21 protein-coding genes, 2 pseudogenes and 1 riboswitch are annotated in these 26,567 nt (G+C 60.5%); of the genes and pseudogenes, 10 read left to right on the top strand and 13 right to left on the bottom strand.

The features are described 5' to 3' along the window. Positions 1-112 precede the first annotated feature (112 nt). A complete protein-coding gene (locus tag ACSZOQ_RS05435) occupies positions 113-796 on the top strand; it encodes a hypothetical protein (protein WP_439924988.1) in 684 nt (227 codons plus the stop codon). A 30-nt stretch (positions 797-826) separates the two neighbouring features. Here the strand turns inward: ACSZOQ_RS05435 and ACSZOQ_RS05430 are convergent, their stop codons facing one another. From ACSZOQ_RS05430 to ACSZOQ_RS05420, 3 genes are all read right to left on the bottom strand, one after another. Further along, on the bottom strand, positions 827-1,588 hold the full coding sequence (locus ACSZOQ_RS05430; RefSeq protein WP_439924987.1) for a hypothetical protein: 762 nt from the start codon (positions 1,586-1,588) through the stop codon (positions 827-829). A gap of 238 nt (positions 1,589-1,826) precedes the next feature. Beyond that, positions 1,827-2,906, bottom strand: coding sequence for an IS5 family transposase (locus ACSZOQ_RS05425; RefSeq protein ID WP_439922928.1), 1,080 nt, complete (start codon positions 2,904-2,906; stop codon positions 1,827-1,829). A 70-nt stretch (positions 2,907-2,976) separates the two neighbouring features. Beyond that, positions 2,977-3,981 (bottom strand): hypothetical protein, encoded by a 1,005-nt coding sequence (locus ACSZOQ_RS05420; protein WP_439924986.1) that lies wholly within the window; start codon positions 3,979-3,981, stop codon positions 2,977-2,979. Between the two features lie 21 nt (positions 3,982-4,002). On the opposite strand from ACSZOQ_RS05420, the gene ACSZOQ_RS05415 reads away from it, so the two are divergent. Continuing rightward, a complete protein-coding gene (locus ACSZOQ_RS05415; protein WP_439922884.1) occupies positions 4,003-5,085 on the top strand; it encodes an IS5 family transposase in 1,083 nt (360 codons plus the stop codon). A 102-nt stretch (positions 5,086-5,187) separates the two neighbouring features. Here the strand turns inward: ACSZOQ_RS05415 and ACSZOQ_RS05410 are convergent, their stop codons facing one another. After that, positions 5,188-5,868: a hypothetical protein gene (locus ACSZOQ_RS05410; protein WP_439924985.1), complete on the bottom strand. Its 681-nt coding sequence runs from the start codon at positions 5,866-5,868 to the stop codon at positions 5,188-5,190. A 150-nt stretch (positions 5,869-6,018) separates the two neighbouring features. Then, on the bottom strand, positions 6,019-7,224 hold the full coding sequence (locus ACSZOQ_RS05405) for a TrmJ/YjtD family RNA methyltransferase (RefSeq protein WP_439924984.1): 1,206 nt from the start codon (positions 7,222-7,224) through the stop codon (positions 6,019-6,021). A gap of 303 nt (positions 7,225-7,527) precedes the next feature. Between ACSZOQ_RS05405 and ACSZOQ_RS05400 the strand changes: the two genes are divergently transcribed. Further along, on the top strand, positions 7,528-8,745 hold the full coding sequence (locus ACSZOQ_RS05400) for an NADP-dependent isocitrate dehydrogenase (protein ID WP_439924983.1): 1,218 nt from the start codon (positions 7,528-7,530) through the stop codon (positions 8,743-8,745). Positions 8,746-8,756: 11 nt separating this feature from the next. Here ACSZOQ_RS05400 and ybaL read toward each other — a convergent pair whose 3' ends face one another. Continuing rightward, positions 8,757-10,523, bottom strand: a complete 1,767-nt coding sequence (ybaL, locus tag ACSZOQ_RS05395) for a YbaL family putative K(+) efflux transporter (RefSeq protein WP_439924982.1) — start codon at positions 10,521-10,523, stop codon at positions 8,757-8,759. A 92-nt stretch (positions 10,524-10,615) separates the two neighbouring features. Continuing rightward, positions 10,616-13,303 (bottom strand): alanine--tRNA ligase, encoded by a 2,688-nt coding sequence (gene alaS / locus ACSZOQ_RS05390; RefSeq protein ID WP_439924981.1) that lies wholly within the window; start codon positions 13,301-13,303, stop codon positions 10,616-10,618. Positions 13,304-13,552: 249 nt separating this feature from the next. Next, positions 13,553-13,658, top strand: a riboswitch (glycine riboswitch). Positions 13,659-13,790: 132 nt separating this feature from the next. Between alaS and gcvT the strand changes: the two genes are divergently transcribed. The 3 genes from gcvT (at position 13,791) to gcvP (ending at position 18,255) form a co-directional block, all read left to right on the top strand. Beyond that, positions 13,791-14,942: a glycine cleavage system aminomethyltransferase GcvT gene (gene gcvT, locus ACSZOQ_RS05385; RefSeq protein WP_439924980.1), complete on the top strand. Its 1,152-nt coding sequence runs from the start codon at positions 13,791-13,793 to the stop codon at positions 14,940-14,942. A gap of 9 nt (positions 14,943-14,951) precedes the next feature. After that, entirely contained in the window at positions 14,952-15,317 is a 366-nt protein-coding gene (gcvH, locus tag ACSZOQ_RS05380; protein ID WP_439924979.1) for a glycine cleavage system protein GcvH, read from the top strand. A gap of 73 nt (positions 15,318-15,390) precedes the next feature. Continuing rightward, positions 15,391-18,255, top strand: a complete 2,865-nt coding sequence (gcvP, locus tag ACSZOQ_RS05375) for an aminomethyl-transferring glycine dehydrogenase (RefSeq protein ID WP_439924978.1) — start codon at positions 15,391-15,393, stop codon at positions 18,253-18,255. 287 nt (positions 18,256-18,542) lie between these two features. Here the strand turns inward: gcvP and recA are convergent, their stop codons facing one another. Next, positions 18,543-19,631, bottom strand: a complete 1,089-nt coding sequence (gene recA, locus ACSZOQ_RS05370; protein WP_439924977.1) for a recombinase RecA — start codon at positions 19,629-19,631, stop codon at positions 18,543-18,545. A gap of 161 nt (positions 19,632-19,792) precedes the next feature. Between recA and ACSZOQ_RS05365 the strand changes: the two genes are divergently transcribed. Continuing rightward, positions 19,793-20,977 carry a hypothetical protein gene (locus ACSZOQ_RS05365; RefSeq protein WP_439924976.1) on the top strand — a complete coding sequence of 395 codons (1,185 nt, stop codon included), beginning with the start codon at positions 19,793-19,795 and terminating at the stop codon, positions 20,975-20,977. Here ACSZOQ_RS05365 and ACSZOQ_RS05360 read toward each other — a convergent pair. Then, on the bottom strand, positions 20,928-21,803 hold the full coding sequence (locus tag ACSZOQ_RS05360; RefSeq protein ID WP_439924975.1) for an IS1595 family transposase: 876 nt from the start codon (positions 21,801-21,803) through the stop codon (positions 20,928-20,930). The two genes, ACSZOQ_RS05365 and ACSZOQ_RS05360, sit on opposite strands and share 50 nt — an antisense overlap. 152 nt (positions 21,804-21,955) lie before the next feature. Here ACSZOQ_RS05360 and ACSZOQ_RS05355 point away from each other — a divergent pair, with 152 nt between their 5' ends. Continuing rightward, entirely contained in the window at positions 21,956-22,192 is a 237-nt protein-coding gene (locus ACSZOQ_RS05355) for a hypothetical protein (RefSeq protein WP_439924974.1), read from the top strand. 7 nt (positions 22,193-22,199) lie between these two features. Here ACSZOQ_RS05355 and ACSZOQ_RS05350 read toward each other — a convergent pair whose 3' ends face one another. Next, positions 22,200-22,361, bottom strand: coding sequence for a hypothetical protein (locus ACSZOQ_RS05350; RefSeq protein ID WP_439924973.1), 162 nt, complete (start codon positions 22,359-22,361; stop codon positions 22,200-22,202). 549 nt (positions 22,362-22,910) lie between these two features. Next, a pseudogene (locus tag ACSZOQ_RS05345) lies at positions 22,911-23,804 on the bottom strand (IS3 family transposase); the annotation flags it as partial. Between the two features lie 87 nt (positions 23,805-23,891). Between ACSZOQ_RS05345 and ACSZOQ_RS05340 the strand changes: the two are divergent. Beyond that, complete coding sequence (locus tag ACSZOQ_RS05340) at positions 23,892-24,917, top strand: IS110 family transposase (protein WP_439922717.1); 1,026 nt, start codon at positions 23,892-23,894, stop codon at positions 24,915-24,917. A gap of 255 nt (positions 24,918-25,172) precedes the next feature. Here the strand turns inward: ACSZOQ_RS05340 and ACSZOQ_RS05335 are convergent. Both ACSZOQ_RS05335 and ACSZOQ_RS05330 read right to left on the bottom strand, forming a co-directional pair. Continuing rightward, positions 25,173-25,454 (bottom strand): annotated as a pseudogene (locus tag ACSZOQ_RS05335) (transposase); the annotation flags it as partial. A 141-nt stretch (positions 25,455-25,595) separates the two neighbouring features. Further along, the gene (locus ACSZOQ_RS05330; protein ID WP_439924972.1) at positions 25,596-25,919 is read right to left on the bottom strand and encodes a nuclear transport factor 2 family protein; all 324 of its coding nucleotides are present in this window, start codon (positions 25,917-25,919) and stop codon (positions 25,596-25,598) included. Between the two features lie 248 nt (positions 25,920-26,167). Between ACSZOQ_RS05330 and ACSZOQ_RS05325 the strand changes: the two genes are divergently transcribed. Further along, positions 26,168-26,353, top strand: a complete 186-nt coding sequence (locus tag ACSZOQ_RS05325) for a hypothetical protein (protein WP_439924971.1) — start codon at positions 26,168-26,170, stop codon at positions 26,351-26,353. Positions 26,354-26,567 lie beyond the last annotated feature (214 nt).

Below are 26,567 nucleotides of genomic sequence, written 5' to 3'. Positions count from 1 at the left end.
ATGCCGCATTCGCGGGCACTCCCTTAAACCGCGCAATTGCCCGCGAGGCGGGACGAAAACTTAAAATCCCTCGCCCTTGCCTCCGCCCGGTTATAGGATTATATTCCGTGGCATGGTCCTCCCTCACATCCCTCCTTCCCTCACCCGCCTCCGCGTCAAGCCGGACGAACCTGCCGAGGGCTCGACCGTTGCAGGTCCGCCCACCGTTCAGGCAAGCGATCGGCCAAAGGGCACACGGCGGCCGCATCCGGATTCCAGCGTCTGTGCCGTGCGGCACCTTGTGGAGACGACCACGCTGACCTTTGCGCAGATACAGGCCCGAACCGGAGTCAACCATTCGACGATAACGCTCTGGAAGCGCAATCATGGCTGGACGCGCCCGGCGTTCGCGGCGCGCCATTCCTATGACGTGCCGCTCTGGCGGGCCGGCCCACGGCAAAAGACGGCCGCGTTGACAGGACGGCTGGTTGCGATCGCCGAGCGTATGGTGCGCGAGTTGGAGGAGAAGCCGGACACCGACATCGACAAGCTGATGCAGGCGATGGAGGCGTTGAAGATGGCGCGGCTGGAGGCCAGGACCCGAAATCGTCACTGGCCTGTCATCGGCCCCTCGCGCACCGGCCGGGAGGTTCTCAACGAGCAGGAGGCGATCCGCGCCGCGCTCAAGGAAATGCGCCGCGGCGGCGTCGACATCGACCGCGCCCCGCAGGAGGCGCTGGACCTCGTGATCGACGCCAACCTGCCGGTGGAGCAGGATCACCCGGCGCTGAGGGAGAGAGGAGCAAGGCGGCGGTAGGAGCGCTGGGCTGTTGGACTTTGTCCGGCTCTAGCTAGCTAGGCTTTTTGCCTTCGTTTTTCGCCGCGCATGGTGCGCAGCCCACAACTCATGTCGCCACTCGGAAAACGATTTCAAACCAAGATAGATCTGTTGGGTCGCATCGGCGAAGCTATGTAAATCACGCGTATGGTTATAATCCGCAAATTTCGCATGCTCACCACCTAGATTCTTCCACGTGTACTGAACATGATGGTCCATGAACAGTTCGTGTGAGGTTAGCAAAAGTACTGGATTAGTTGGCTCGCCGTAGGCGTTTGTACGACGTCCCCATGTGACGAGTTTCCTTAGAATCCGTTTTTCCTTTTCCGTAAAATGATCGCGTAATACTGCAACGACAATTACAGCATCCGGTAATTTCTGCGCGACCGCTTTCAACTTCGCCACGTCCTTTGGCTTGATGACTGCGTCACGACCTAGAGACTTTGTCTCGCCAATGATTAGCTGAGGTGGTTTTTCAGGTGTTAGCCTATCCTCACCTCGCCAAGCGACGAAATCGACTTCCTTCTCGATCCCGTCGAACGCGAATTTCATAGCGGTCGAAAAAGTCATCCTGTCAGCGGAACTGCGAAAGGCTTCCAAGACACGCAGCGCAAGGATTGCACTATAGGACCCACGCCCGTAATCGGGAACGGAAAATGGGCCGACGACCCGATAAGTCCAGTTTCGATTGTAATCCAGTATATCCGCCTGCGGAAAATCGTAAGGCTTCAAACAGCGCTCGCAGGTGATGCGATAGTCGGTTGAGGTCAATGTATTCCAATTCGTGGCCTTGCAATGCGGGCACATTGTCTCAAGTCCGATCCGAATAATATTTCGTTTGGTAAATTCTTCCAACTTTACGACGGGCAAGCGCTGGCTGGCATTTCTTCGCGAGATTAGCAGGCTGCTGAACAACTTGCATAGGGCTCTTGCTGTCGCCAATCGCATCGACGTCCGACCATTGGCACCGTCTGGTTTTCCGCACGCGTCGGGGACGATGCGTTGGTCATCATGAGAAGATCAGTTTCGGGATGCGGATGAGGTTGTAGGCGGCGACAGCCAGCGTGAAGGCCCATCCGACGCGATCCACGCCGCGGAATTTTGTCTTGCGCTGACCAGCGACGGTCTTGATCCAGCCGAACGCCTCCTCGATCCGCTTTCTGATCCGCAAACTCGTCCTGTACCCGGCATGACAGGTGGTGCGGCTGTCGATGGTGGAATGCTTCTCCTTCGCCGCGACGTGTGGCGTCACATTCATGGAGCGCAGTTCGTTGACGAAGTCGCCGGCGTCGTAGCCCTTGTCCGCGCCGAGCGTGATGCGCGTCGGGCGGTCCGCCAACGGTTCGACCATGATCAGCGCAGCGGCGCGCTCGGCATGGCCATCGACCGGCGTCAGCACGGCGTCGACGATCAGCCCGTTGCGGTTCTCCATCAGGGCATGTCCCATGAAGCACAGCGCGGCCCCGACGCCGGGGCTTTTCTTGTAGAGCTTCGCCGAAGGGTCCGTCGTCGAGGCGTGCGTATCGTTGGTGCGCCTCTCGCCCCTGAAGTTTACCTCGACGTTGCGGCCGCCATCACCGGATGGGGGTGGCGCGCCATCGTCTTTCGGCCGCACGCTCTTCATCGACGCCCAGGCCTCAATCAACGTGCCGTCGACGCTGAAGTGGTCGTTCGACAGAAGCCGCTTCACCCGCGGCTGCGACAGAACCGCCGCCAGGAACTCGCGCGCCACGTCGCCTTGAAGCAGCCGGTCACGATTCTTCGTAAACGTCGTGGCGTCCCAAACCGACGCATCCATCGACAATCCGACGAACCAGCGGAACAGCAGATTATAGTCGAGCTGCTCCATCAGTTGCCGCTCCGACCGCACCGAAAAGAACGCCTGCAGCAGCAGCGCCTTCAGCAATTGCTCCGGCGGGATCGAGGGACGACCGGTATGCGAATAAAGCGCGGCGAACCGGGTACTCATCCCGGCCAGAACCTCATCGACCAGTGCACGGATCGGCCGCAGCGGATGATCCTTCGCAACGCGATTCTCCAGCCGAACATAGCTGAACATCCCGTCCGATCGCTCTTCCCCGCCTCGCATCGCAAATCACCCCCGTCGTCTCGCCCGCAACAACGGAATCATCAAATCGATCCAAACGCGAGACCGTTTTTCAGCGCCCTGTTAGGTCCGTCCACTCCTTCAGTGGAGCTGTCCTAAGCCCAAAATTCTCTTCGGTGATGCCGTCTTCATTACTTTTCCTACGAAGTCCGCCAGCCATCTTATTCAGTAGTTGAATCGTTGGCAGGTCAGCCAGCAAATGAGTTGTCCAAAGCCCTTCTAGATTCTCCAGCATTTGCTTTGCGACATGGCCGGGCTCAGACAACTCGGCTTTGATCCCAAGCTGATTCAAAGAACCAACAATGGCCTCGTCTGTTCGCAGAAGCGTGACCCACTGCGAAGAACTCTTGTACTGTTGCGGGTAAACCCAGCCCTCGCTGCTGACCGCAACGCGTTCCCCGCCCATTCCAAGACGGGGCCACGAGCGATCGAACGTGTTGAACGGAAGAATAGACGCAATATCGCGACCCGCACCATACGAGGGCACCTGCAACACATTGACCCAGCGATGCTCGCCCCGGCCGTACTGACGAGAAAATTCCGGTTCAATTGGCGAGAACTCGGTTCGAAGTTGCCTCTCGTCATCCTTCACTCTTAATTCGACAGACTTTTTCTCAACCGAAACCTTCATCCTGTGATCGCGATGAACATGGCTGTTGCGGTGTTCAATCCAAATTGGATTGCGCCAATGTTTCACCGCGAGCGCGCCGCTTGGGAGGCCTGGCTTCAAGGACTTGACTAATGATTCGACTACTGGCCGCGCGAGCGAGCGCGCAAACTCGATCGTAGCGTTATGCATGAGCCCCTGTGGATTTCCCATGATAGGGCGATGTTGCGACTTCAAGATATCGAAAATGTCGTCGGCTAATGCGTTAAACCATTCGACCGGTATTGGGAGAATCGGACGCGGCTCGAGCCTTAGATTCCATAGGTCTATCAAATCCGTGGGGCGTTTCGGATCAAACACGAAGAGGGTTAACTCGTGGTGCCAGTAACGCTCTAGCAGTCTGCTGAAAAACCGCTCGCGCGTGCGAGAATTTGCTGATTCGATTTTCATCGTGAATCGGTGGAGGTTGGGATGCGCGGAGCCTTTGTGGATCAGGGCGGGTTGTTTTCGTACATCTCGCCGGAGGCGCGGGTGCCGCCGAACCATCCGCTGAGGAAGATCCGGGCGCTGGTCCGTGATGTGCTGGGCGAGTTGAACCGTAGCTTTGCCAGGCTCTATTCAAGTGAAGGGCGCCCCTCGATCGCGCCGGAGCAATTGCTCAGCGCGCTACTTCTGCAGGTGCTCTACGGCATTCGCTCGGAGCGCCAATTGATGGAGCAGTTGGACTACAATCTATTGTATCGCTGGTTCGTGGGGCTGTCGCCGGACCATCCGGTCTGGAACCCGACCAGCTTCACGAAGAACCGCGAGCGGCTGCAGAACGGCGATGTGTTCACGAAGTTCATGACCAGGCTTTTGAAACACCCTCAGGTCGAGCCGCTGCTCTCGGACGAGCACTTCTCGGTGGACGGCACGTTGATCGAGGCCTGGGCGTCACAGAAGAGCTTTCGTCCCAAGGATGGCCGCGATGGCGACGACGGCACGAACTTCCACGGTCAGACGCGCAAGAACGACACCCATGTCAGCACGAGCGATCCCGACAGCCGGCTCTACCGCAAGGCGGCCGGACGCGAGGCCAGGCTCTGCTACATGGGCCACGTCACCATGGAGAACCGGCATGGGCTGGCCGTGGCCGGCATCGTCACGCACGCGAGCGGCACCGCCGAGCGCCGCGCCGCGGAGATAATGCTCGAGGCCGAAGGCAGGAAAGCGGGTCGCCGCATTACCGCCGGTGCGGACAAGGCTTATGACACGGCCGATCATGTGGCCAATCTTCGCGCCATCGACGTCACACCGCATGTGACGCAGAACAATGGCATGGGCAAGACCGGCAGGCGCCGCCGGAGCGCTATCGACGCACGGACCACGCGCCATCAGGGCTATGGCATGTCGCAGACGCGCCGGGCGATGATCGAATGCATCTTCGGCTGGGGCAAGCAGCACGGCACGATGCGCAGGACCAAACATCGTGGCATTTGCCGCGTTGCCGCCGACTTCATGCTCAACTTGATCGCCTATAACCTGATCCGCGTTCCCAAACTGGTCACGGCATAACCGCGTCGTCGCCAGGACGACAACGACTGCAACGCGCCGCCGAATACACATCATCGCGATGAGGCGTTCCGAGGATCATCGAAGCGGTCAATTTTGGCTTTTTCAGCAAACTGCTAGGTTAAGTCCGTACCGAGTTGCCGCGAGAGGAAAAAAGCCGCCACCCATATAGGCCTTTTGCCACGTAGCCGGGCCCGGCTTGCATTTGAGCGGCTCAAACACATCGATGTAGGTACTTTGGATGTAATCGGCAGCCTTGCTTTTGAGGTAATGACCGAAGACGGCTTCGGTAAGAGCGCTCCCCCTCTCCGCACTAACGAGAAGATTCTCTCTGGGATTACGCTGAATAAATTTTTGCTCAGTCTTGTAGAGGTGAGCGAACACGTCATCCACGGGCAGGCCAAACGGCGGCTCCCACCAAGCTTTCCCTTGCTCACTCTTAAGCAATTCGGCCAACGTCATAACGGTAGGACTGATGAAGTGTCGTTCGCGTAGCCCATTGAGTCCCGCAGCTTCAAGTAGGCCTTCTTCGGCCTCGACATAAACGTCGGGCTCAAAAAACCGAACATACCCGGCTGCCACATCCGCACCGATAACGCGATCGAACGCCTCTGGCTTCCATTCGCGCGGCGGCTTCGTAAATACCGGAATGATCGGGTTGTAAGTTCCGCCCCACAAGCACGCGCAGACCCGCATAATCGTTCGCACCGATTTAAGGTCGGTCGGTCGAACGAGGAATCCTATGCGTGTCGGCCTGAGCGTTACATTTGCAGAGATTTCTGGCATGCGTTTAATCTGCCGAGCGGTTCAACATAATTGCGGCCTCGCACCAGCGGCGACTCGCATCGATGCGGGAAGGATAGACCTCGGCTGGGTTCGGGCACAGATTTTGGCTTAACTTGTCGTATCCTTCTGAAAGCTTTGCGGACAGGCGCTCTACCGCTCCTCTCCCTCCGCCATCCTCCCCGCGAGCCCATCCAGCACCCGCGCTAGATCATTCTCCACCACCACCGCCTCGATCTCCACCACACGATAGCCGCGCTCGGCCAGCCACGCTCCCCGCGCCGCGCGGTCGCGCGCGATGGTGTCGCTCTCGTTCGGATTCACCAGTTCGATCGCGATGCGCTCAGCGAATGACACGAAATCCGGAATGTGACGACCGACCGGGGTCTGCCGCTTGAACTGGCCGGCGAAGCGGCGGTCGCGCGTCAGCGCTTGCCACAGGATGCGCTCGGCATCGGTGGGATTTCGTCTGAGCAGCCGCGCCAGCCCGCGCACCGTGCTGCTGCTGTCGGCGGAAGCCCCTCCCGGCCCCTGCTCGGCCAGCAGCGCCCGCAGCCGCGTCGCCTGCGCGCCGTCGAGCACACCGCCCTTGGCCGGTCCCTTGCGTCCCTCGGCAATGGCCATGACCACGCCGTGCAGCGTGTGCATGTCCTGCTTGGTCGGCTCCATGCGGGTGAAGATGTTGCGCAGGTTGACCAGCATGGTGTCGCGCTTCTCGGCCGGGCGCAGGAACTCCACCTTGTCGAGCTCGCTGACCAGATTGTCGAAGAACGCCTGCATCTGGTGCTGGGAGGCCCGCTCCGAGCGTTCCGGCATCGCGAACGGCAGCACGGCCCGCGTCACCAGCTTGAACCATTCGTAACCCATCAGCAGCACGGCCTGCGCCAGGTTGAGCGAGGCGAAGCCCGGATTGACGGGATAGGTGATGATACGGTCCGCCATCGCCACCTCTTCATTCAGCAGGCCGGCGCGCTCGCGGCCGAACAGGATGCCGACATGGCCGCCGGCCGCGATCTGCGCGGTCACTTCCGCGGCCGCGGCCTCCGGCGCCACCACGGGCTTGGCCTGATCGTGGGCGCGCGCGGTGGTCGCGAACAGCAGCGTGCAATCGGCAACCGCCTCGGCCACCGTGTCGAACAGCTCGACATGGCCGAGAATATGATCGGCGCCCGCCGCCGCGCGCTGGGCCGCGACATTGGGCCAGCCGTCGCGCGGGTTGACGATGCGCAGCCGCGTGAGGCCAAAATTGCCCATGGCGCGCGCGGCCATGCCGATGTTCTCGCCGAGCTGCGGCTCGACCAGAATCACGGTGGGGCCGACCGCGTCGATGCCGGTTTTTGTCCTGTCGGTGCCGGACATCTTGCCTCGTCTTTCAGTCGAGCTTGAGATTCTGGTTCAAGGGCGCCTCTCGCCGCATCTTCGATTGCGCTTTTCCGAATTTTTCTCAAGCCAAATAATGGGTTTATGAAATCGTCTTGAATTTGCAGCGGAAGGTGAGCGCCCGCCGCCAAGATGCAGAGCGGGCATCGCTCGAAGCGTCAGAACGTCTGGAAAATCAGCGCCGTAATGCGGCCCGTTCGGCTTCCGCCTGCACCGTCGCGGTGCTATAGCCCGACCCGTCCCCTTCCGAAGCGCGGTTATCCCGAAAAGGCCCGATCTCCCATGGCAAAAATCAAGGTGACCAATCCCGTCGTTGAACTCGATGGCGACGAGATGACCCGGATCATCTGGAAATACATCAAGGACAAGCTGATCTATCCGTTCCTGGATATCGACCTGATGTATTTCGACCTGGGGATGGAATCCCGCGACAAGACCGACGACAAGATCACCATCGATGCGGCCAACGCCATCAAGAAGGTCGGCGTCGGCGTGAAGTGCGCCACCATCACGCCGGACGAAGCCCGGGTGGAGGAATTCGGCCTCAAGCAGATGTGGAAGTCGCCGAACGGCACCATCCGCAACATCCTCGGCGGTGTGATCTTCCGCGAGCCGATCATCTGCAGGAACGTGCCTCGCCTCGTCCCCGGCTGGACCAAGCCGATCATCATCGGCCGCCATGCCTATGGCGATCAGTATCGCGCCACCGACATCAAATTCCCCGGCAAGGGAACGCTGAGCATGAAGTTCGTCGGCGAGGACGGCGCGGTGATCGAGCGCGAGGTGTTCAAGGCGCCCGGTCCCGGAGTCGCGATGGAAATGTATAATCTCGACGATTCCATCATCGATTTTGCGCGCGCCTCGCTCAATTACGGCCTGCTGCGCGGCTACCCGGTCTATCTGTCGACCAAGAACACCATCCTCAAGGTCTATGACGGCCGCTTCAAGGACATCTTCCAGGACATCTACGATCGGGAGTTCAAGACGCAGTTCGAGGCCCGCAAGCTGACCTACGAGCATCGCCTGATCGACGACATGGTGGCCTCGGCGCTGAAATGGTCCGGCGGCTATGTCTGGGCCTGCAAGAACTACGACGGCGACGTGCAGTCGGATACGGTGGCGCAGGGCTACGGCTCGCTCGGCCTGATGACTTCCGTGCTGCTGACCCCGGACGGCCAGACCGTCGAGGCGGAAGCCGCACACGGCACCGTGACCCGGCACTACCGCGAGCACCAGAAGGGCAAGGAGACTTCGACAAATTCGATCGCCTCGATCTTCGCCTGGACCCGCGGCCTGTCGCATCGCGCCAAGCTCGACGACAACGAGGCGCTGGCTAATTTCGCGGCTACGCTCGAAAGGGTCTGCGTCGAGACCGTCGAAGCCGGCTTCATGACCAAGGACCTCGCGCTTCTCGTCGGCGCCGACCAGCGCTGGCTGTCCACCACCGGCTTCCTCGACAAGGTGGCGGACAACCTGACCAAAGCGACGGCGGCGGCATAATCCAGCGGTGCTCACGCCGCCGACGGCGCGCTCCCCTCGGCCTGTTTCGGATCGCTGTCGGGAGGCGTGCCCGCACCAGTGATAGGGTGAATCTCCGCCCGCATCGCCGCGCCGGCGATCTGCGCCAGCATCGCACGAGCGATTTCCGTTTCAGCCATAATGACCGACGTCGCACCGTGGTGCTTGAGGTGCGCGACCTCCTCCTCGGAATGCGCCCGCGCAATGATCGGCAGACTTTCGCTGATGGCGCGCGCCTTGGCGACGATCTGGCCGCCCTCGAAGCCGTCGGGAATCGCGACCAGCAGACCGCGCGCGGCGCCGACATTGGCCGCCTGCAGCATATCGGGCGCTGCGGCGTTTCCCGTTATAACCTCCACCCCGTCCTGCTTCAGCCGCTCGATGATGCCGGGGTTATCCTCGATCACGAGAAGCGGCGTTCCCGCCTCGCGCAACGCACGGCTGACGACGCTGCCGACGCGGCCGTGCCCGACCAGCACGATGTGATTGGTCAACGCCGACACCGGCAGCGGCACATGCGGCGCTTCCTCCTCTGAATCATCTGAAGGCTTTTCACCGGCTTTTTTCTCGGCTCGCGCCATCACCCGGTCGAGCAGCGCGAACCACAACGGATTGAGCATGATGGTGATGATGGCGCCTGCCAGCACCAGGTCGCGCCCGCGCTCCGTCATCAGCGACAGGCTGACGCCGAGGCTGACGAGGATGAACGAGAATTCGCCGATCTGAGCCAGGCTGGCGGAGATCGTCAGCGCCGTGGAGTTAGAATAGCCGAACACGCGCACAATGGCATAGGCCGCCAGCGATTTGCCGAACAGGATGATGAACAGCGTCACCAGCAGCGGCAGCGGCTCCTTCAGAACAATGGACGGATCGAACAGCATTCCGACCGAAACGAAGAACAGCACCGCGAACGCATCGCGCAGCGGCAGGGTTTCGCTGGCGGCGCGCTGGCTGAGTTCGGACTCGCTGAGAATCATGCCGGCGAAGAATGCGCCGAGCGCAAATGATACGTCGAACAGCATCGCCGCGCCGAACGCCACGCCGAGCGAGATGGCGAACACCGCAAGCCGGAACAATTCACGCGAGCCGGTATGCGCCACGTAATGCAGGATCCACGGAATCACGCGGCGGCCGACCACCAGCATCAACACCACGAAAGCGGCGACCTTTCCGAGCGTCAACGCCATCGGCCAGACCAGCGCCGACAACGCCATGGTGGTCGCGGCTTCGCCGTTCATCAGCCCCGCCAGCGGCGGCAGCAGCACCAGCGTCAGCACCATGGCGATGTCCTCGACGATCAGCCAGCCGACCGCAATGCGGCCGCGCTCGGTGTCGATCAGCCGCCGCTCCTGCATCGCGCGCAGCAGCACCACAGTGGATGCCGTCGAGAGCGCAATGCCGAACATGATGCCTTTGCCGGTGCTCCATCCGAGCACCCAGCCCAGTCCCCAGCCCATCACCGTCGCCGCTGTGATCTGCACCATCGCGCCGGGCAAGGCGATCGCTCGCACCGACCACAGGTCCTTCAGCGAGAAGTGCAGCCCGACGCCGAACATCAGCAGGATGATGCCGATCTCAGCAAGTTCGTTGGCAATGTTCTGGTCGGCGACGAAGCCTGGCGTAAACGGCCCCATCACGACGCCCGCCAGCAGATAGCCTACCAACGGCGACACCCGGACGCGTTGCACCAGCGCACCGAAGATAAACGCCAGCACGAGGCCGATCACGACTGTGGAGATCAATGGGGTGTTGTGATGCATAGGGCATATTGTTGCATAGGCAAGCAGGATGCCACACGGTTATCGGCTACCCATCGCCGCACCGATCCGAACACCCTCGGACCGGAACCGGATTATGCGCCCATTGCCGCTGCAATAGCGTCGAGCGCGGCGCTAGCTTTGGCGCCATCGGGCCCGCCGGCCTGCGCCATATCCGGCTTGCCGCCGCCGCCTTTGCCGCCGAGCACTTCGGACGCCTTGCGCACCAGATCCACTGCTGAGAAGCGCGCGACCAGATCGGGCGTCACGCCGACGACCACGCTCGCCTTGCCGTCCTCGCTGGTCGCGACCAGCGCAACAACGCCCGAGCCGAGCTGCTTCTTGCCCTGATCGGCGAGGCTCTTGAGATCCTTGATCTCGATGCCTTCAACGGAACGCGCCATCAGCTTGATGCCGCCGACATCGCGCACACCTTCACCTCCGGCGCTCGCGGCAGCACTGCCTGAGGCTGTGCCGACGCCCATGGCAAGTTTCTTGCGCGCCTCGGACAATTCGCGCTCGAGCTTCTTGCGCTCGTCCATCAGCGCGGTAATCCGCGCCGGCATGTCGTCGAGCGTGGTGCGCAACTCACCGGCGGCGGTTTTCGCAAGCTGGATGGCGTTGTTAGCGTGATGGCGCGCATGATGTCCAGTCAGCGCCTCGATCCGGCGCACGCCCGACGCGACCGCGCTTTCGCCGGTCACCGAGATCAGGCCGATATCGCCCGTGCGATTCACATGGGTGCCACCGCAGAGTTCGACCGACCAGCCAAGCGCATTGCTCGCCGCGCCCTGCCGTCTCGTGCCGCCCATGGACACCACGCGCACCTCGTCGCCGTACTTTTCGCCGAACAGCGCCCGTGCACCCGCCTCGCGCGCGTCGTCCACCGCCATCAGCCGCGTGGTCACCTCGGCATTCTCGAGTACGACGTCGTTGGCGATGTCCTCGATGCGGCGCAACTCGTCTGCGCTGATCGGCTTGTTGTGGACAAAATCGAACCGCAGCCGCTCGGGTGCAACCAGCGAGCCGCGCTGCGCGATGTGATCGCCGAGCACCTGTCGCAACGCTTCGTGCAGCAAATGGGTCGCGGAATGGTTGGCGCGGATCGCACTGCGCCTGCCGTGATCGACCTCGAGCGCCAGCGCCATGCCGGGCTTGAGTGTGCCCTGATCGACCGTGCCGAGATGAACGAACAGATCTCCCGCCTTCTTCTGCGTGTCGGTGATGCGGACGCGCACGCCATCGCCGGTCAGAACGCCGGTATCGCCGACCTGACCGCCGGACTCGCCGTAGAACGGCGTCTGGTTCAAAATGATAGCCCCGCTCTCGCCGGCCTTGAGGCTGTCGGCTTCCTTGCCGTCCTTCACGAGCGAAGCGACGACGCCTTCCGCGATCTCGGTCTCGTAGCCGAGAAATTCGGTGGCGCCGAGTTTCTCGCGCAACGGAAACCAGATCGTCTCAGTCGCAGCCTCGCCCGAGCCCGACCATGACGCCCGTGCCTTGGCCTTCTGCTGTTCCATCGCATCGGTGAATGACGCGAGGTCCACGCCGATGCCGCGCGCACGCAACGCGTCCTGCGTCAGGTCGAGCGGGAAGCCATAGGTGTCATACAGCGTGAACGCGGTCTCGCCGTCGAACATGTCGCCTTTCTTCAGCGACGCGCTCCTCTCGTCCAGAATGGAGAGCCCGCGCTCCAGCGTCTTGCGGAAGCGCGTCTCCTCGAGCCGCAGCGTTTCCTCGATCAGCAGCCGCGCGCGCTGCAACTCGGGAAAGGCCTCGCCCATCTCGCGAACCAGCACACCCACCAGCCGCCACATCAACGGCTCCCTCGCGCCGAGCAACTGGGCGTGGCGCATCGCGCGCCGCATGATCCGGCGCAGCACATAGCCGCGGCCTTCATTCGACGGCAGCACGCCGTCGGCGATCAGGAACGAGGATGCGCGCAAGTGATCGGCGATTACGCGCAGCGACGCCTTCATCGGGCCGTGCGGATCGGCCCCGGTCAGATCGGCCGCGGCGCGGATCAGCGCGACGAACAGGTCGATGTCGTAATTGTCGTGCTTGCCTTGAAGCACTGCGGCAACGCGTTCGAGGCCCGCCCCGGTGTCGATCGATGGCTTCGGCAAATTGAGACGGCTGCCGTCCGGCAGCTTCTCGTATTGCATGAAGACGAGATTCCAAATCTCGACGAATCGGTCGCCATCCTCGTCCGGCGATCCCGGAGGCCCGCCAGGAATTTTGTCGCCGTGATCGTAGAAGATCTCCGAACACGGACCGCAAGGACCGGTATCGCCCATCTGCCAGAAATTGTCCGCGCCGGATATGCGGATGATGCGCGATTCCGGGAGTCCCGCGATCTTCTTCCAGAGGTCGAATGCCTCGTCGTCGTCGATGTAGACGGTGGCGGTCAGCCTGTCCTTCGGAAGGCCGAACTCCTCCGTCACCAGTTTCCATGCCAGCTCGATCGCGCGATCCTTGAAATAGTCGCCGAACGAGAAGTTGCCGAGCATCTCGAAGAAGGTGTGGTGCCGCGCGGTGTAGCCGACATTGTCGAGGTCGTTGTGCTTGCCGCCGGCGCGCACGCATTTCTGCGAGGTGGTGGCGCGCTGATAGGGCCGCTTCTCGACGCCAGTGAAGACGTTCTTGAACTGCACCATGCCCGCATTGGTGAACATCAGCGTCGGGTCGTTGCGCGGAACCAGCGGCGACGAGGGCACGATCTGGTGGCCGTTGGCCGCGAAGTAGTTCAGAAACGCCGACCTGATGTCGTTAACGCCGCTCATTTTGTTCCATCGCGTCAATAAGGGCTCGCGGCCCTGAGCGTGTATTCCGCAAAAGTGGATTTGCGATCAGAATACGCGCAAGTTAGCAGTCGCATGTTGTCCAGCGACCGCTTTTAGACGGGGGTGGCCGGGCTGTCCAGAAAGTCTGCAGAAGGATCAGGGGCTTGGCCGGTTCGAATAACATCCGTTGAAAGATACTGCAGTGCGTTGACAGCCTTGTCGAAGCCGTGTTTCCCTCATATCTGTTTATTAAGTCGCGCCGGGAGAGATCGGCCGCTTCCCGGAATGGAAGTAGGCCGGCGCCGAAGGAGCAACCGCCCCGGAAACTCTCAGGCAAACGGACCGCGCGACTGGTTACATCTGGAAAGAGACCCTCGACCGTATGCGGTCAGGGTCCGCCGACGGGATAATACTCTCAGGCACAGCGACAGATGGGGTCTCTGACGGGTTTTCAGGGAATCGTCCCTTTTAACCGCAAGGACCCCTGATGGTAACGGACGTTTCCGAAACGCCGGTTCTAAAACGAACACCCCTGCACGCCCTGCATCTGGCGCGCGGCGGCCGGATGGTGCCGTTCGCTGGCTATGACATGCCGGTGCAGTACGCCCCTGGCGTGCTGAAGGAACATCTCCATACCCGCACCAGCGCCGGCCTGTTCGACGTCTCGCATATGGGCCAGATCGCGCTGTGGCCCAAATCCGGCAAGGTCGAGGACGCCGCGCTTGCGCTGGAACGGCTGGTACCGCAGGACATCATGGCGGTCGCGCCCGGACGGCAGCGCTATGCCCAGTTCACCAATGCGGCCGGCGGCCTGCTCGACGACCTGATGGTGGCCAATTTCGACGATCACCTGTTTCTGGTGGTCAACGGGGCCTGCAAGGCCGCCGACGAGGCGCATCTGCGCCAGCATCTTAACGATACCTGCTCCATCGACGTCCTCGCGGACCGCGCGCTGGTCGCTCTGCAGGGCCCGAAGGCCGCAACCGTGCTGGCGAAGGTCTGCCCTGAAGCGCCCGCAATGCGCTTTATGGAGGCTGGTCCTCATCAGGTTGACGGCATCGCCTGCTTCGTCTCGCGTTCCGGCTATACAGGTGAGGACGGTTTCGAGATCTCGATTCCTGCGGCACAGGCCGAAGCGCTGGTGTCCGGATTGCTCGATGATCCCGACGTGATGCTGATCGGCCTCGGCGCCCGCGACAGCCTGCGGCTAGAAGCAGGTCTCTGCCTTTACGGTCATGATATCGACACAACGACGACACCGGTCGAAGCCGCGCTGGAGTGGTCGGTGCAGAAGAGCCGGCGCAGCGGCGGCGTGCGTGCCGGTGGCTTTCCGGGCACAGACATCATCCTCCCCCAATTCGAGCAAGGCGCGTCCCGCCGCCGTGTCGGGCTGACGCCCGAGGGCCGTGCGCCGGTGCGCGAAGGCGCGCCGCTGTTCGCTGATGCCGCTTCCGCCGATCCGATAGGCGCCGTGACATCGGGCGGCTTCGGACCGAGCCTCAATGCCCCGATCGCGATGGGCTATCTGCCGACATCACATGCCGCCATCGGCGCCCTCGTCTTTGCCGACGTGCGCGGCCAGCGGCTGCCGCTGCGAGTGGCCGCGATGCCTTTCGTTCCACACAATTACAAGCGTTGAGGAATTGTCATGACCGTTTTGTATACCACCGATCACGAATGGCTCCGCATCGAGGGCGACACCGCGACCATCGGCATCACCGACTATGCGCAGTCGCAGCTCGGCGACGTCGTGTTCATCGAACTGCCGAAGGTCGGGCGTCAGTTGAAAAAAGCCGAAGCTGCGGCGGTGGTAGAGTCGGTGAAAGCGGCCTCCGACGTCTACGCGCCGATTACAGGCGAAGTCCTTGAAGTAAACGACGCGCTCAGTACGGAACCGGCACTGGTCAATTCCGATGCCGACGGCAAGGCCTGGATTTTCAAGCTCAGAATCGCAGACAAGAGCGAGCTCGGTGGTCTGATGGACGAAGCCGCCTACAAGGCGCACACGGCGTAAGCATTTTTGTCGTGTCCGGCACAAGACGAGACATGACGCATTCAATTAACTTAATGGATCGAGGAGCAATTCGATGACCGTCCGTGAAGAGCCCGCCACAACGTTCGCGAGACGCCATATCGGTCCATCGTCACGCGATATCGCCGCGATGCTCGAAACCGTTGGCGCGAAGACCCTCGCCGCATTGATGGACGAGGCGCTGCCGCCGTCGATCCGACAGAAAGCGCCGCTCAATCTCTGCCAGGGCTTTAGCGAAACCGAAGCGCTTGCGCATATGCAACATCTCGCCGCGCAGAACGAGACGTTCACCTCGCTGATCGGACAAGGCTATTCCGGCACGATCCTGCCGACGGTGATCCAGCGCAACATCCTGGAAAATCCGGCATGGTACACGGCCTATACGCCCTATCAGGCGGAAATCAGCCAGGGGCGGCTGGAAGCGCTGTTCAATTTCCAGACCATGATCTGCGACCTCACCGGCCTCGATGTCGCCAACGCCTCGTTGCTCGACGAAGCGACGGCGGTTGCGGAAGCGATGGCGCTCGCCGAGCGATCTTCGCCGGTGAAAACAAAAGCGTTCTTCGTCGATCACGAGGTGCATCCGCAGACGCTGGCGGTGCTGCGCACCCGCGCCGAACCGCTGGGCTGGACGCTCGTCACCGGCGATCCGCTGCACGACCTCGACAAGGCGGACGTGTTCGGCGCGGTGCTGCAATATCCGGGCACGTCAGGCATCGTGCGCGACCTGCGTCCCGCAATCGCGACACTGAAGGCCAAAGGCGGTCTCGCAGTCGTTGCCGCCGACCTGCTGGCGCTGACGCTGCTGGCCTCGCCCGGCGAGCTCGGCGCCGACATCGCCGTCGGCTCCTCGCAACGCTTCGGCGTGCCGATGGGCTACGGCGGCCCGCACGCGGCCTATATGGCGGTGCGCGACGCGCTGAAGCGGCTGCTGCCCGGCCGCATCGTCGGCCTGTCGGTGGATTCGCGCGGGGCACCGGCCTATCGCCTCGCTTTGCAGACGCGCGAGCAACACATCCGCCGCGAGAAAGCCACCTCCAACATCTGCACCGCGCAGGTGCTGCTGGCGGTGATCGCCTCGATGTACGCGGTCTATCATGGCCCCGAGGGGCTGGCGCAGATCGCGCGTACCGTGCATCGCCGCACCGCGACATTGGCGGCGGGGCTGACGAGGCTCGGTTTTGCGCCGCTCAACAATGCTGCCTTCGATACGCTGACCGTGAGCGTCGGCGACCGGCAGGACGAGATTGTCACCCGCGCACTCAGCCAGGGCATCAATTTCCGGATCAATGCCGACCGTACGCTCGGCATCGCGCTCGACGAGTTCACCATGCCGGAGACCGTCGAAGCGGTGTGGCGCGCGTACGGCATCGCGTTGTCTTATGCCGACGTCGAAAAGCACGCCCCCGATCTGCTGCCTGCCGAGCTTGGGCGCAGGACATCCTACCTAACCCATCCAGTGTTTCACGCCCATCGTTCCGAAACGGAGCTGCTGCGCTACATGCGAAAGCTCAGCGACCGTGACCTTGCGCTCGACCGTGCGATGATCCCGCTCGGGTCCTGCACGATGAAGCTCAACGCCACCACGGAAATGATTCCGCTGACGTGGTCAGCGTTCGCAAACCTGCATCCGTTCGCGCCGCAAGAGCAGGCTGAGGGCTATATCGCGCTGTTCGAACAATTCGAACAATGGCTGCTCGACATCACCGGCTACGATGCGATCTCGCTGCAGCCGAACTCCGGCGCGCAGGGCGAGTATGCCGGGCTTCTGGCGATCCGCGGCTATCACGCCACGCGCGGCGAGGGCCATCGCACGGTATGCCTGATCCCCTCCTCCGCGCACGGCACCAATCCGGCCTCCGCCAATATGGCCGGCATGGAGGTCGTGGTGGTGGCCTGCGATGCGCGCGGCGATGTCGACGTCGACGATCTCAAGACCAAGGCGGCGCAGCACGCCGACCGGCTCGCTGCGATCATGATCACCTATCCCTCGACGCACGGCGTGTTCGAGGAGCGCATCCGCGAGATCTGCGACATCGTGCATACGCACGGCGGGCAGGTCTATCTCGACGGCGCCAACATGAATGCGCAGGTCGGCCTATCGCGGCCCGGCGATTACGGCGCCGACGTCAGCCATCTCAACCTGCATAAGACCTTCTGCATCCCGCATGGCGGTGGCGGGCCGGGCATGGGCCCGATCGGCGTGAAGGCTCACCTCGCGCCCTTCCTGCCCGGCCATCCCGCGATCGACGGCGCAACGCCGTCTGCGGTCGGACCGGTCTCGGCGGCGCCGTTCGGCTCGGCCTCGATCCTGACCATCTCCTACATCTACATCCTGATGATGGGCGACGAAGGCCTGACGCGTGCCACAGAAGTTGCGATTCTCAACGCCAACTATGTCGCGCAACGGCTCGATCCGCACTTTCCGGTGCTGTACCGCAACGTGAAGGGCCGGGTCGCGCATGAATGCATCATCGATCCCCGCGCGCTGAAGGCCAAAACAGGCGTCACAGTGGACGATATCGCCAAGCGGCTGATCGACTACGGCTTCCATGCCCCGACCATGAGTTTTCCGGTACCGGGCACGTTGATGATCGAGCCGACCGAATCCGAATCGAAGGCGGAGCTGGATCGATTCTGCGACGCCATGATCGCGATCCGGCACGAGATTGCGGAGATCGAGACCGGACGCTGGAACGTCGAAGCATCGCCGCTGCGCCACGCGCCGCATACGGTGCACGACATCGCCGACGATAGCTGGTCGCGGCCCTATAGCCGTGCCGAGGGCTGCTTCCCGGCCGGCACTCCGCGGTCAGACAAGTACTGGTGCCCAGTCGGCCGTGTCGACAATGTCTACGGCGACCGCAATCTTGTCTGTTCCTGCCCGCCCATGGAAGACTACGCGCAGGCGGCAGAGTAACAAGATCCACGCCAGAGCCTTGGCTGAAGATGAGGCGTCATCGTCTGCGAAAGCGGACGATGTCACCGAAGCGCGCGGAGACGATGTCCTCCGAGCGTGATCAAAACAAAACCGGGCACTGTGGATGTCGGCAACTCAACATCCACAGCGCCCGTTTGCTTCCGAGAGGCGCGACATACGCGCCCGCGAAGGATTCCCGTCTTCGCGGATCGCACCCGATCCGGTCGAATACCCGGCCAGACCTCGAAACTTCAAACCTTCAAACTTGAATCCAGACCGGCTGGCCCTCAGTCCTCCGCCGGCTCTTCGCCGTCAGCATCGCGCTCAGGACTGCCGCCCAGTATCTGTTCGGCAATCAGACCCGAGTTCTGCCGGATCGCAGCTTCGATCTTCGCGGTCATGTCGGGATTGGCTTTCAGGAAAGCTTTCGAATTCTCGCGGCCCTGACCGAGACGCTGACTGTCATACGAGAACCAGGCGCCTGATTTCTCGACGATTCCCGCTTTCACGCCGAGATCGAGGATTTCGCCCATCTTGGAGACGCCCTCGCCGTACATGATGTCGAACTCGACCTGCTTGAAGGGCGGCGCCAGCTTGTTCTTCACCACCTTGACGCGGGTCTGGTTGCCGACCACCTCGTCACGCTCCTTGATCGCGCCGATGCGGCGGATGTCCAGCCGGACGGATGCGTAGAACTTCAGCGCGTTGCCACCGGTGGTCGTCTCCGGCGAGCCGTACATCACCCCGATCTTCATGCGGATCTGGTTGATGAAGATCACCATGGTGTTGGACTTGTTGATCGAGGCGGTGAGCTTGCGCAGCGCCTGGCTCATCAGTCGCGCCTGCAGACCGGGCAACGCATCGCCCATCTCGCCCTCGAGCTCGGCGCGCGGCACCAGCGCCGCCACCGAATCGACGATCAGTATGTCCACCGCGCCCGAGCGCACCAGCGTATCGGCGATCTCCAGCGCCTGCTCGCCGTGATCAGGCTGCGAGATCAACAACTCATCGACATTGACGCCGAGCTTGCGGGCATAGACCGGATCGAGCGCATGTTCGGCATCGATGAAGGCGCAGATGCCGCCCTTCTTCTGGGCCTCGGCGGCGCAATGCAGCGCCAGCGTGGTCTTGCCTGAGGATTCCGGGCCGTAAATCTCGACCACTCGCCCCTTCGGCAGACCGCCGACGCCGAGCGCGATGTCGAGCCCGAGCGAGCCCGAGGAAATCACCTCGACGTCCATGGACTTGTCGTTCTTGCCAAGCTTCATCACCGAGCCCTTGCCGAACTGACGCTCGATCTGGGACAGCGCGGCGGACAGGGCCTTCGACTTATCCATGGAGGATCCTTCGACGATACGCAGGGCAGCTTGGGACATAGGCCGGGCTCCTTATGAACGGGATTCGCGGGGGGGACAACGAATGGCGCCGTGGGGGTAATCAGATAGAGCCAATGTGCCCCATTTGTTCTAAGTTCGCAATATGTTCTTTTGTCCTTCAGGGCAGATTTATCCCTTGACGCCAAGTAGCGGTTGAGATCATGTTTCACTCCATTGGCTGGCACGATTTAGAGTTTGATCGGCTTCCCGTTCCGTTTTTTTCGACGGCGGGCGTGCCCCAGACCAAATGGGTAAAGGTCGGCATGCCCCGGATTCCGGATTCTGTAATCAGTGGAGTTTTTTATCTCTACAGCAGCAGAGATGACGCTCTAGCCGGTCGAAATCCGGGCGGGACTGGCTTCATCGTGCGCTATGACGGCACGTGGGGACGCCTGCCCTCCCATGGAAACCACTTTTACGGCGTGACCAACTGGCACGTCGCGTGCTCTCGCGGGTTTTCCGTAATCAGACTGAACACCAAAGACGGCGGCACCGATGTTATTGAGTTAGGTCCCGAGGATTGGCATTTCCTACCGGGCAAATATGACATTGCGGTCGTTCCGCTGGCTCTCGATCATGAGATTCACGATGTCTCTCAAGTATCCACTCACCAATTTTTACGCCACCCAGACGAACCGGGCATTGGTCATATTGGTGTCGGTGATGATGTATTCATGATCGGGCTGTTTATCGATCACGATGGCATGAGTGTTAACGTTCCAAGCGCCCGCTTCGGAAACATCAGCATGCTTTCGAATCCAAAGGCAACGATAAAGCAGTCAACCGGATACATGGGAGAAAGCTTCGTTGCAGATATGCACTCCCGCACGGGCTTTTCTGGCTCTCCCGTATATGTCTACCGAACGGTGGGAGGCGATCTCGGCAACGATTTTTTTGGCTATGAGTTTGAGCGACTGCAAATGAGATCTGACTTTGGTGATTCATTCCGAGGATCAGTCGTGTTTCGCGGCCTCTTTAGGTTGCTAGGTATTCATTGGGGCCAGTTTCCCGAAAAATGGGAGTTGCACGAAAGGCCAGCCCAACTCTCGGAATCCAGGAGGGACTTAATCGTAGAAGGCGGCTATGTTGAGGGCATGAGCGGAATGACGTGCGTGATTCCCGCTTGGCACATAATGGAGGTGCTAGATATGCCTACGCTTAAGGACCTTCGTCAGCCGGAAACAATTCGAGCTGAAAAGGAATATGCCCGCCAGTTTCCCGGCGCGGCAAAGCCCGAAGCCGCGGAACCGCCCGCCCCTCTTGCCAACGACGCAAACCCCACTCACCGAGAGGATTTCATGCGTCTTGTAGGCGCGGCAGCGCGAAAGCCTGCACAAGAAGATTGAACATCGCCCAATGCGATTTTCGCATGTTCCGGCGGAAGCTAAATTCGCTGACGTACTTCCAAGAGTGCTTTGCTGAAATGTGAACGTGAGTGCCCTTGATGGCGCGCTTAAACAGCGACCAATGGCTTTCCAGCCCGTTCACATGATGGATGCCACGAACGTATTCTTTCGCGGAATGATTGACTGTGCCGTGGTCATAGGCCCAGCCAAGGCCATGGTAGGCTTTGTGTTCGTCCGTACTGATGATCGTTCCTGCCGGAATGTTCTCGTTAATGATGCCCTCGACCGTGTAGGTCGTAACATCCGGGATCGGGGCAGCTAGCAAGCGACCGTCGCGCTGTAGCATACCGAACACCACCGTCTTGTTGTCCGGCTCGTTGGCTTTACGCTTGCCGCCGACGAAGGTTTCGTCGATCTCGACATGGCCATCCAATGGGCCACCCCACTTGTCATCAGCCGACGCCATCAGCTTGCGAAGCTCATGGCACATCCGCCACGCGCACTTGTAGGTAACGCCCAACTGCCGCTGCACCTCCTTGGCCGCAACGCCGTGGCGCGTGCTGGTCATTAGGTACATGGCGAAAAACCACTTGGTCAGGTTGGTCCGCGACTTGTGAAAGATGGTCCCGGCAGCCGGGTAAACGTGGTGTCCGCAGTCTTGGCAGGCATAGGCCCGGCGCTTGGTCATTGGATGAAACGAAGCCCGTTTTTTGCAGCCGGGGCACATGATCTCCGTCCCACCGAAATTGATTTCCATCAGTTTGGCGAGGCAAGCGGCATCGTTTGGATATTCGGTCTGGAACTGTTTGAAGGTGTATTGGGCCACGACCGCTATCCCCTTGCTACCTGCGATTGAGGGATAGCCTATATTCAGGATTACTTGGCGTCAAGGGATAAATCTGCCTTCAGGGTACTGTCCGTATTTGACCCCGAGTGTCCTAAGTTGATTTGAGAAGTGTCCTAGTTTACGGGGGTTATATGCGACTGAAAATCCCGCTAGTGGACCTCCGCAGCCAAAATGTTGGCAGCGAGCCAATCAACGATGAAGACACCGGTAAATCCGTAGGTGCGCTTCGTTACGGTCGACAGGGTGGCCGAACCGTCTCATTGTTTGACGGCAAATACCAAGCCACTTTCGATTCTCATGAAGAGTGCTGTGCCTTTGCAAAGGGCGTGCAAGAAGTGCTGAACCATATGGTGTGCATCAAAGAGTAAGGCCGCCTCAATGGGCAGCCTCTTCATCACCTTTTTCGGCGCGACGTTTTGCTTTCCGCAAAAACAATTCAAGATAATCGGAAAGGTCCTGATAGCTCTCAGCGGAGAGCGTCACTGGGTATTCCAAGGTCACCGCCCCCTCCTCCAGATTGAAAACCTCTTTAAGCATCAGGGGCCCAACTAAATCCTTCAGGGCTTTAGGCCGATTTCGGCTCGCCGCCTGACCTAAGTTGATTTTGGGAGTGGCCTGATTTGAGTTGTGTACACTTTGGACAGACCATTCATGCCGCTCGTGTGGTATGACTGAACCATCACCGCCCCGTCCTCGGCAATAATCGGTGACTGTAAGTCGGTAAAGCTTGCGCCTGATCCAGCGCGAGCAGCTATGTCGTCGACCGTCCGCCATGCCCTAAGTGCGGGGACAAAACCAAGCTAGCGCCGTGAGTTTTTCGAGTGCGCTAAATGCAATCATCTATGGGAATCCCTGATCCCCTGTCGTCTGCTGTTGGCTGGATCAAAGGCGGGCTGAAGCCACCAGAGTAAGGCCGCCTAAACATACCAGTACTTGGATGGTCCGCACCGCAACCGCTTGATCTGACCGTCCGCATTAAACCCCAGCGTCGCACAGACAGACCCATCTCCGGCGGAATATGAGATGACCGCCCCTTCAATCGACAACTGAAGTGGCCTGCCCCTATGAGGTGGTCCACTTTCAGTCTTAATGCATGATGGGCTTTTCGGCCATTGCTTGCGCTGCCGGCGGAAGCGATCCGGCTGGCTTTGAAGGCCAGGCGATGGCCTCTGGCGCCGGCGGTTTATATCCGAGCGATGAGTGTGGTCGCTCGGTGTTGTAGTAGCGTCGCCATGCCTCGATGATGACCTTGGCCTCGGCGAGGCTGTAGAAGATCTCGCTGTTGAGCAGTTCGTCGCGAAGCTTTGAGTTGAAGCTCTCGCAGTAGCCGTTCTCCCAAGGGCTTCCGGGCTCGATGAACGCGGTCTTCGCGCCGACAGCTGCAATCCAATCCCGCACTGCCTTAGCGATGAACTCCGGCCCGTTATCAGAGCGAACGTGGCCGGGCACGCCGCGTAGGATGAACAGGTCCGACAAGACGTCGATGACGTTGGTCGAGTTGAGCTTGCGATCAATCCGGATCGCCAGACATTCTCGGGTGAACTCGTCGATGATGTTGAGCATGCGGAACTTCCTGCCATTGTGGGTCCGGCCCTCGACGAAGTCATAGGACCAAACATGGTTAGAATGCTCGGGCCGAAGCCGGACGCACGATCCGTCGTTCAGCCAGAGCCGGCCTTTCTTCGGTTGCTTTTGGGGAACCTTCAGCCCCTCCCGCCGCCAGATACGCTCGACACGCTTGGCATTCACCGTCCAACCCTCGGACCGCAGCATCGCCGTGATCCTGCGATATCCATAGCGGCCGTAGCGTGAGGCCAGACGGATGATGTCGGTCGTCAATGCCTCTTCATCCGGTCGGCTTTGCGGCTTCTTGCGCTGGGTCGAGCGATGCTGGCCGAGAACCTTGCAGGCAAAGCGCTCCGAGACGGAGAACTTCACCATGACGTGGTCGACGCAGCGGCGACGGCGGGAGGGGCTCAGATGGGGTATTCGGGGGTTTCCCTCGCCAAGGCGTCCGTTGCGAGGCGAGATTGAAGCTCCAGATATTCAACATCGAAGGAGCCCGTCATGTCACTGTTTGCTGGCCTCGATATCTCCGTGAAGACGACCGCTATTTGCGTCCTGGACGCGAACGGGCGAGTCCTTCTCGAGACGATGGTTGATAGTGCACCAGAGGCAATAGCCGGTCGCTTGCACGAGTTCGGTCAGCCTTTCGAGCGGATCGGATTGGAAGCAGGACCATTATCCCAGTGGATCTATGCCGGTCTCGTCGACGTTGGCCTTGCGGCGATCTGTGTCGAGACCCGGCATATGCATGCAGCGCTCTCGGCACGCATCAACAAAACCGACCGGAACGACGCCCGCGGGATCGCCCAGATGATGCGGGTCGGGCTGTTCAAGGCAGTCCACGTCAAAACTCCCGCCAGCCAACATCGAAGACTTCTGCTGACCTCTCGCAAATTACTGCAGCGGAAGATTTATGACATCGAGAATGACCTGCGGGGCTCGCTGCGTAATTTCGGACTCAAGGTGGGTGTGGTTGGCAAAATCAAATTTGAGGACCGTATCCGTGAGCTCGTTGCAGATCATTCGTTCGTTGCTGCCATCGCCGCTTCGTTGTTAGAGGCACGAGCAGCTCTACGAGCTCAGTTTGCTAAACTTCACCGCATGCTGCTTGATCTGGTGCAGGTCGATCCGGTCTGTCGCCGCCTGATGTCCGCGCCAGGGGTCGGACCGATCGTCGCTCTCACGTTCCGAACGTGCGTCGACAATCCCGCGCGATTCTCAAGATCCAAGTGCGTGGGTGCTCACTACGGACTTACGCCGCGCATTTATCAGTCCGGCGAGATCTCCAGGACGGGTCGCATCTCCCGATCTGGGGATGTGATGCTTCGATCCAGCCTTTATGAAGCAGCTCTCGTCGTATTAACTGGCCCAGGTCGCTGGAACCCGCTCAAGGCCTGGGGCATTGCAGTGGCGCGCCGGCGCGGAATGCAAAAGGCGATGGTCGCAGTTGCACGCAAGCTCGCGGTCATACTTCACCGGATGTGGAGGGATGATACCGACTTCCGCTGGAGCGCAGCTACAACCTAATCACAGAGGAAAACGACAACCGATTCAACTTCCTCCATGCTGGAGGAGGCGTCCCGCGAGGACGACGGGATTGGGTGAGACCGAGGAAACTCGTGCGGCGCACTTACGACCGCGCGGCTTAGATGGCTCCGCCCGTTCCCTCTGATCCCATCATGAGGCTGCAAAATGCTGACCTCGGAGAGAAGCAAGAGCCTCGCAGGATGATCTCTGACATCGTGGACGTGCAAAAAGGAGCTTGCATCATGCGCCCCGAATAGAGAAGAAGTTTCCCGAGGCAGCCTCTTTCAGGATCAGCTTCTCCAGCGTCAGGTCCGACACAGCCTTGCGCAGCCGGTCGTTCTCTTTCTCAAGCTCCTTGAGGCGTTTCACCTGGTCGCCCTTCAAGCCACCAAACTCCTTGCGCCACCGGTAATACGTGAACTGCGTCACGCCGATCGAACGAACCGCTTCGCCAACCGATCTGCCTTGTGAAAGCAAAACATCGACCTGGCGCAGCTTAGCGACGATCTCTTCCGGCTTGTGCTTCTTCTGGGGCATTCCAATGTCCTCTCTACGGCTAATAGCCTAACTCAGGGAGGACCACTTTTCAGGGGGCAGACCACTATGGGAATCCCTGATCCCCTGTCGTCTGCTGTTGGCTGGATCAAAGGCGGGCTGAAGCCACCAGAGTAAGGCCGCCTAAACATACCAGTACTTGGATGGTCCGCACCGCAACCGCTTGATCTGACCGTCCGCATTAAACCCCAGCGTCGCACAGACAGACCCATCTCCGGCGGAATATGAGATGACCGCCCCTTCAATCGACAACTGAAGGTCATTCAAGTCAGATGCGGGATAGTCCTTGAGGCGCTGCACCCAATAAGCGCGGATCGCGTCCTTGCCGACGATTGTTTTTAGGCCGCCACAAGCACATTCAACCGTGGCATCGTCCGCGTACATTTCCAGAACAGATTCAAGGTCGCTTGCGCGATAGGCGTCCAGCCAGCCAATCGCAGCGGCCATCGGGTCAAAGGACATAATTCCTCACCTACCTGCCTTGTGCACGCAGATGCTTAGAACGTTTCTAAGTCTATTGCCAGTTTTCGCGCAGTGGAACTCACAGCGAAAGGCCGTCTCAGTGGACGGCCTCTTTTATTCGTAGATAGTCCCCTTGATATATGTGACGACCATCACAGCGAGATCAGGTGCCGCGTTCTACCTTTCCTAACCACGGAGGGGATGGTCCTCTCCTTGAAAAGCAGGAGAGAGACATGAGCGAGTTGAACAACGAAATCCGCGAACTGTCTGACCGTGATCTTGACGCCGTGAGCGGCGGCTTCATCAAGGGGGCACTTGAGGGAGTGTGCAGAAACGACGAAAGAGCGTCTGGCGGTCAAAACGATCCCGCCCAAATGTTTCAACAGATCTTGCAGCAATTGACCCAAGGTCAAGGTTAGCCCCGGGGCGGCCTCAGTGGGCGGCCTCTTTAATTTCAATACGGCGCGGCGGAATTATACCGAGCAACTGATGGGCCTTCTCTGGGGGTCATCTTGGCGATCTGATCGTCTTCAAAACCCTTTTCCGCAGTTCTGCCTTTTTGCGCCTGCGTAATCATGAAGGGGACTTGTGATCGTCACTGTCCAACGCCGGATTGTCCTAATTTGATGTTAA

Origin of the sequence: Nitrobacter sp. JJSN, from assembly GCF_051912485.1 — a bacterium.
In the GTDB taxonomy this organism is placed as follows: domain Bacteria; phylum Pseudomonadota; class Alphaproteobacteria; order Rhizobiales; family Xanthobacteraceae; genus Nitrobacter.
This window is presented reverse-complemented; position numbering and strand designations above follow the sequence as displayed.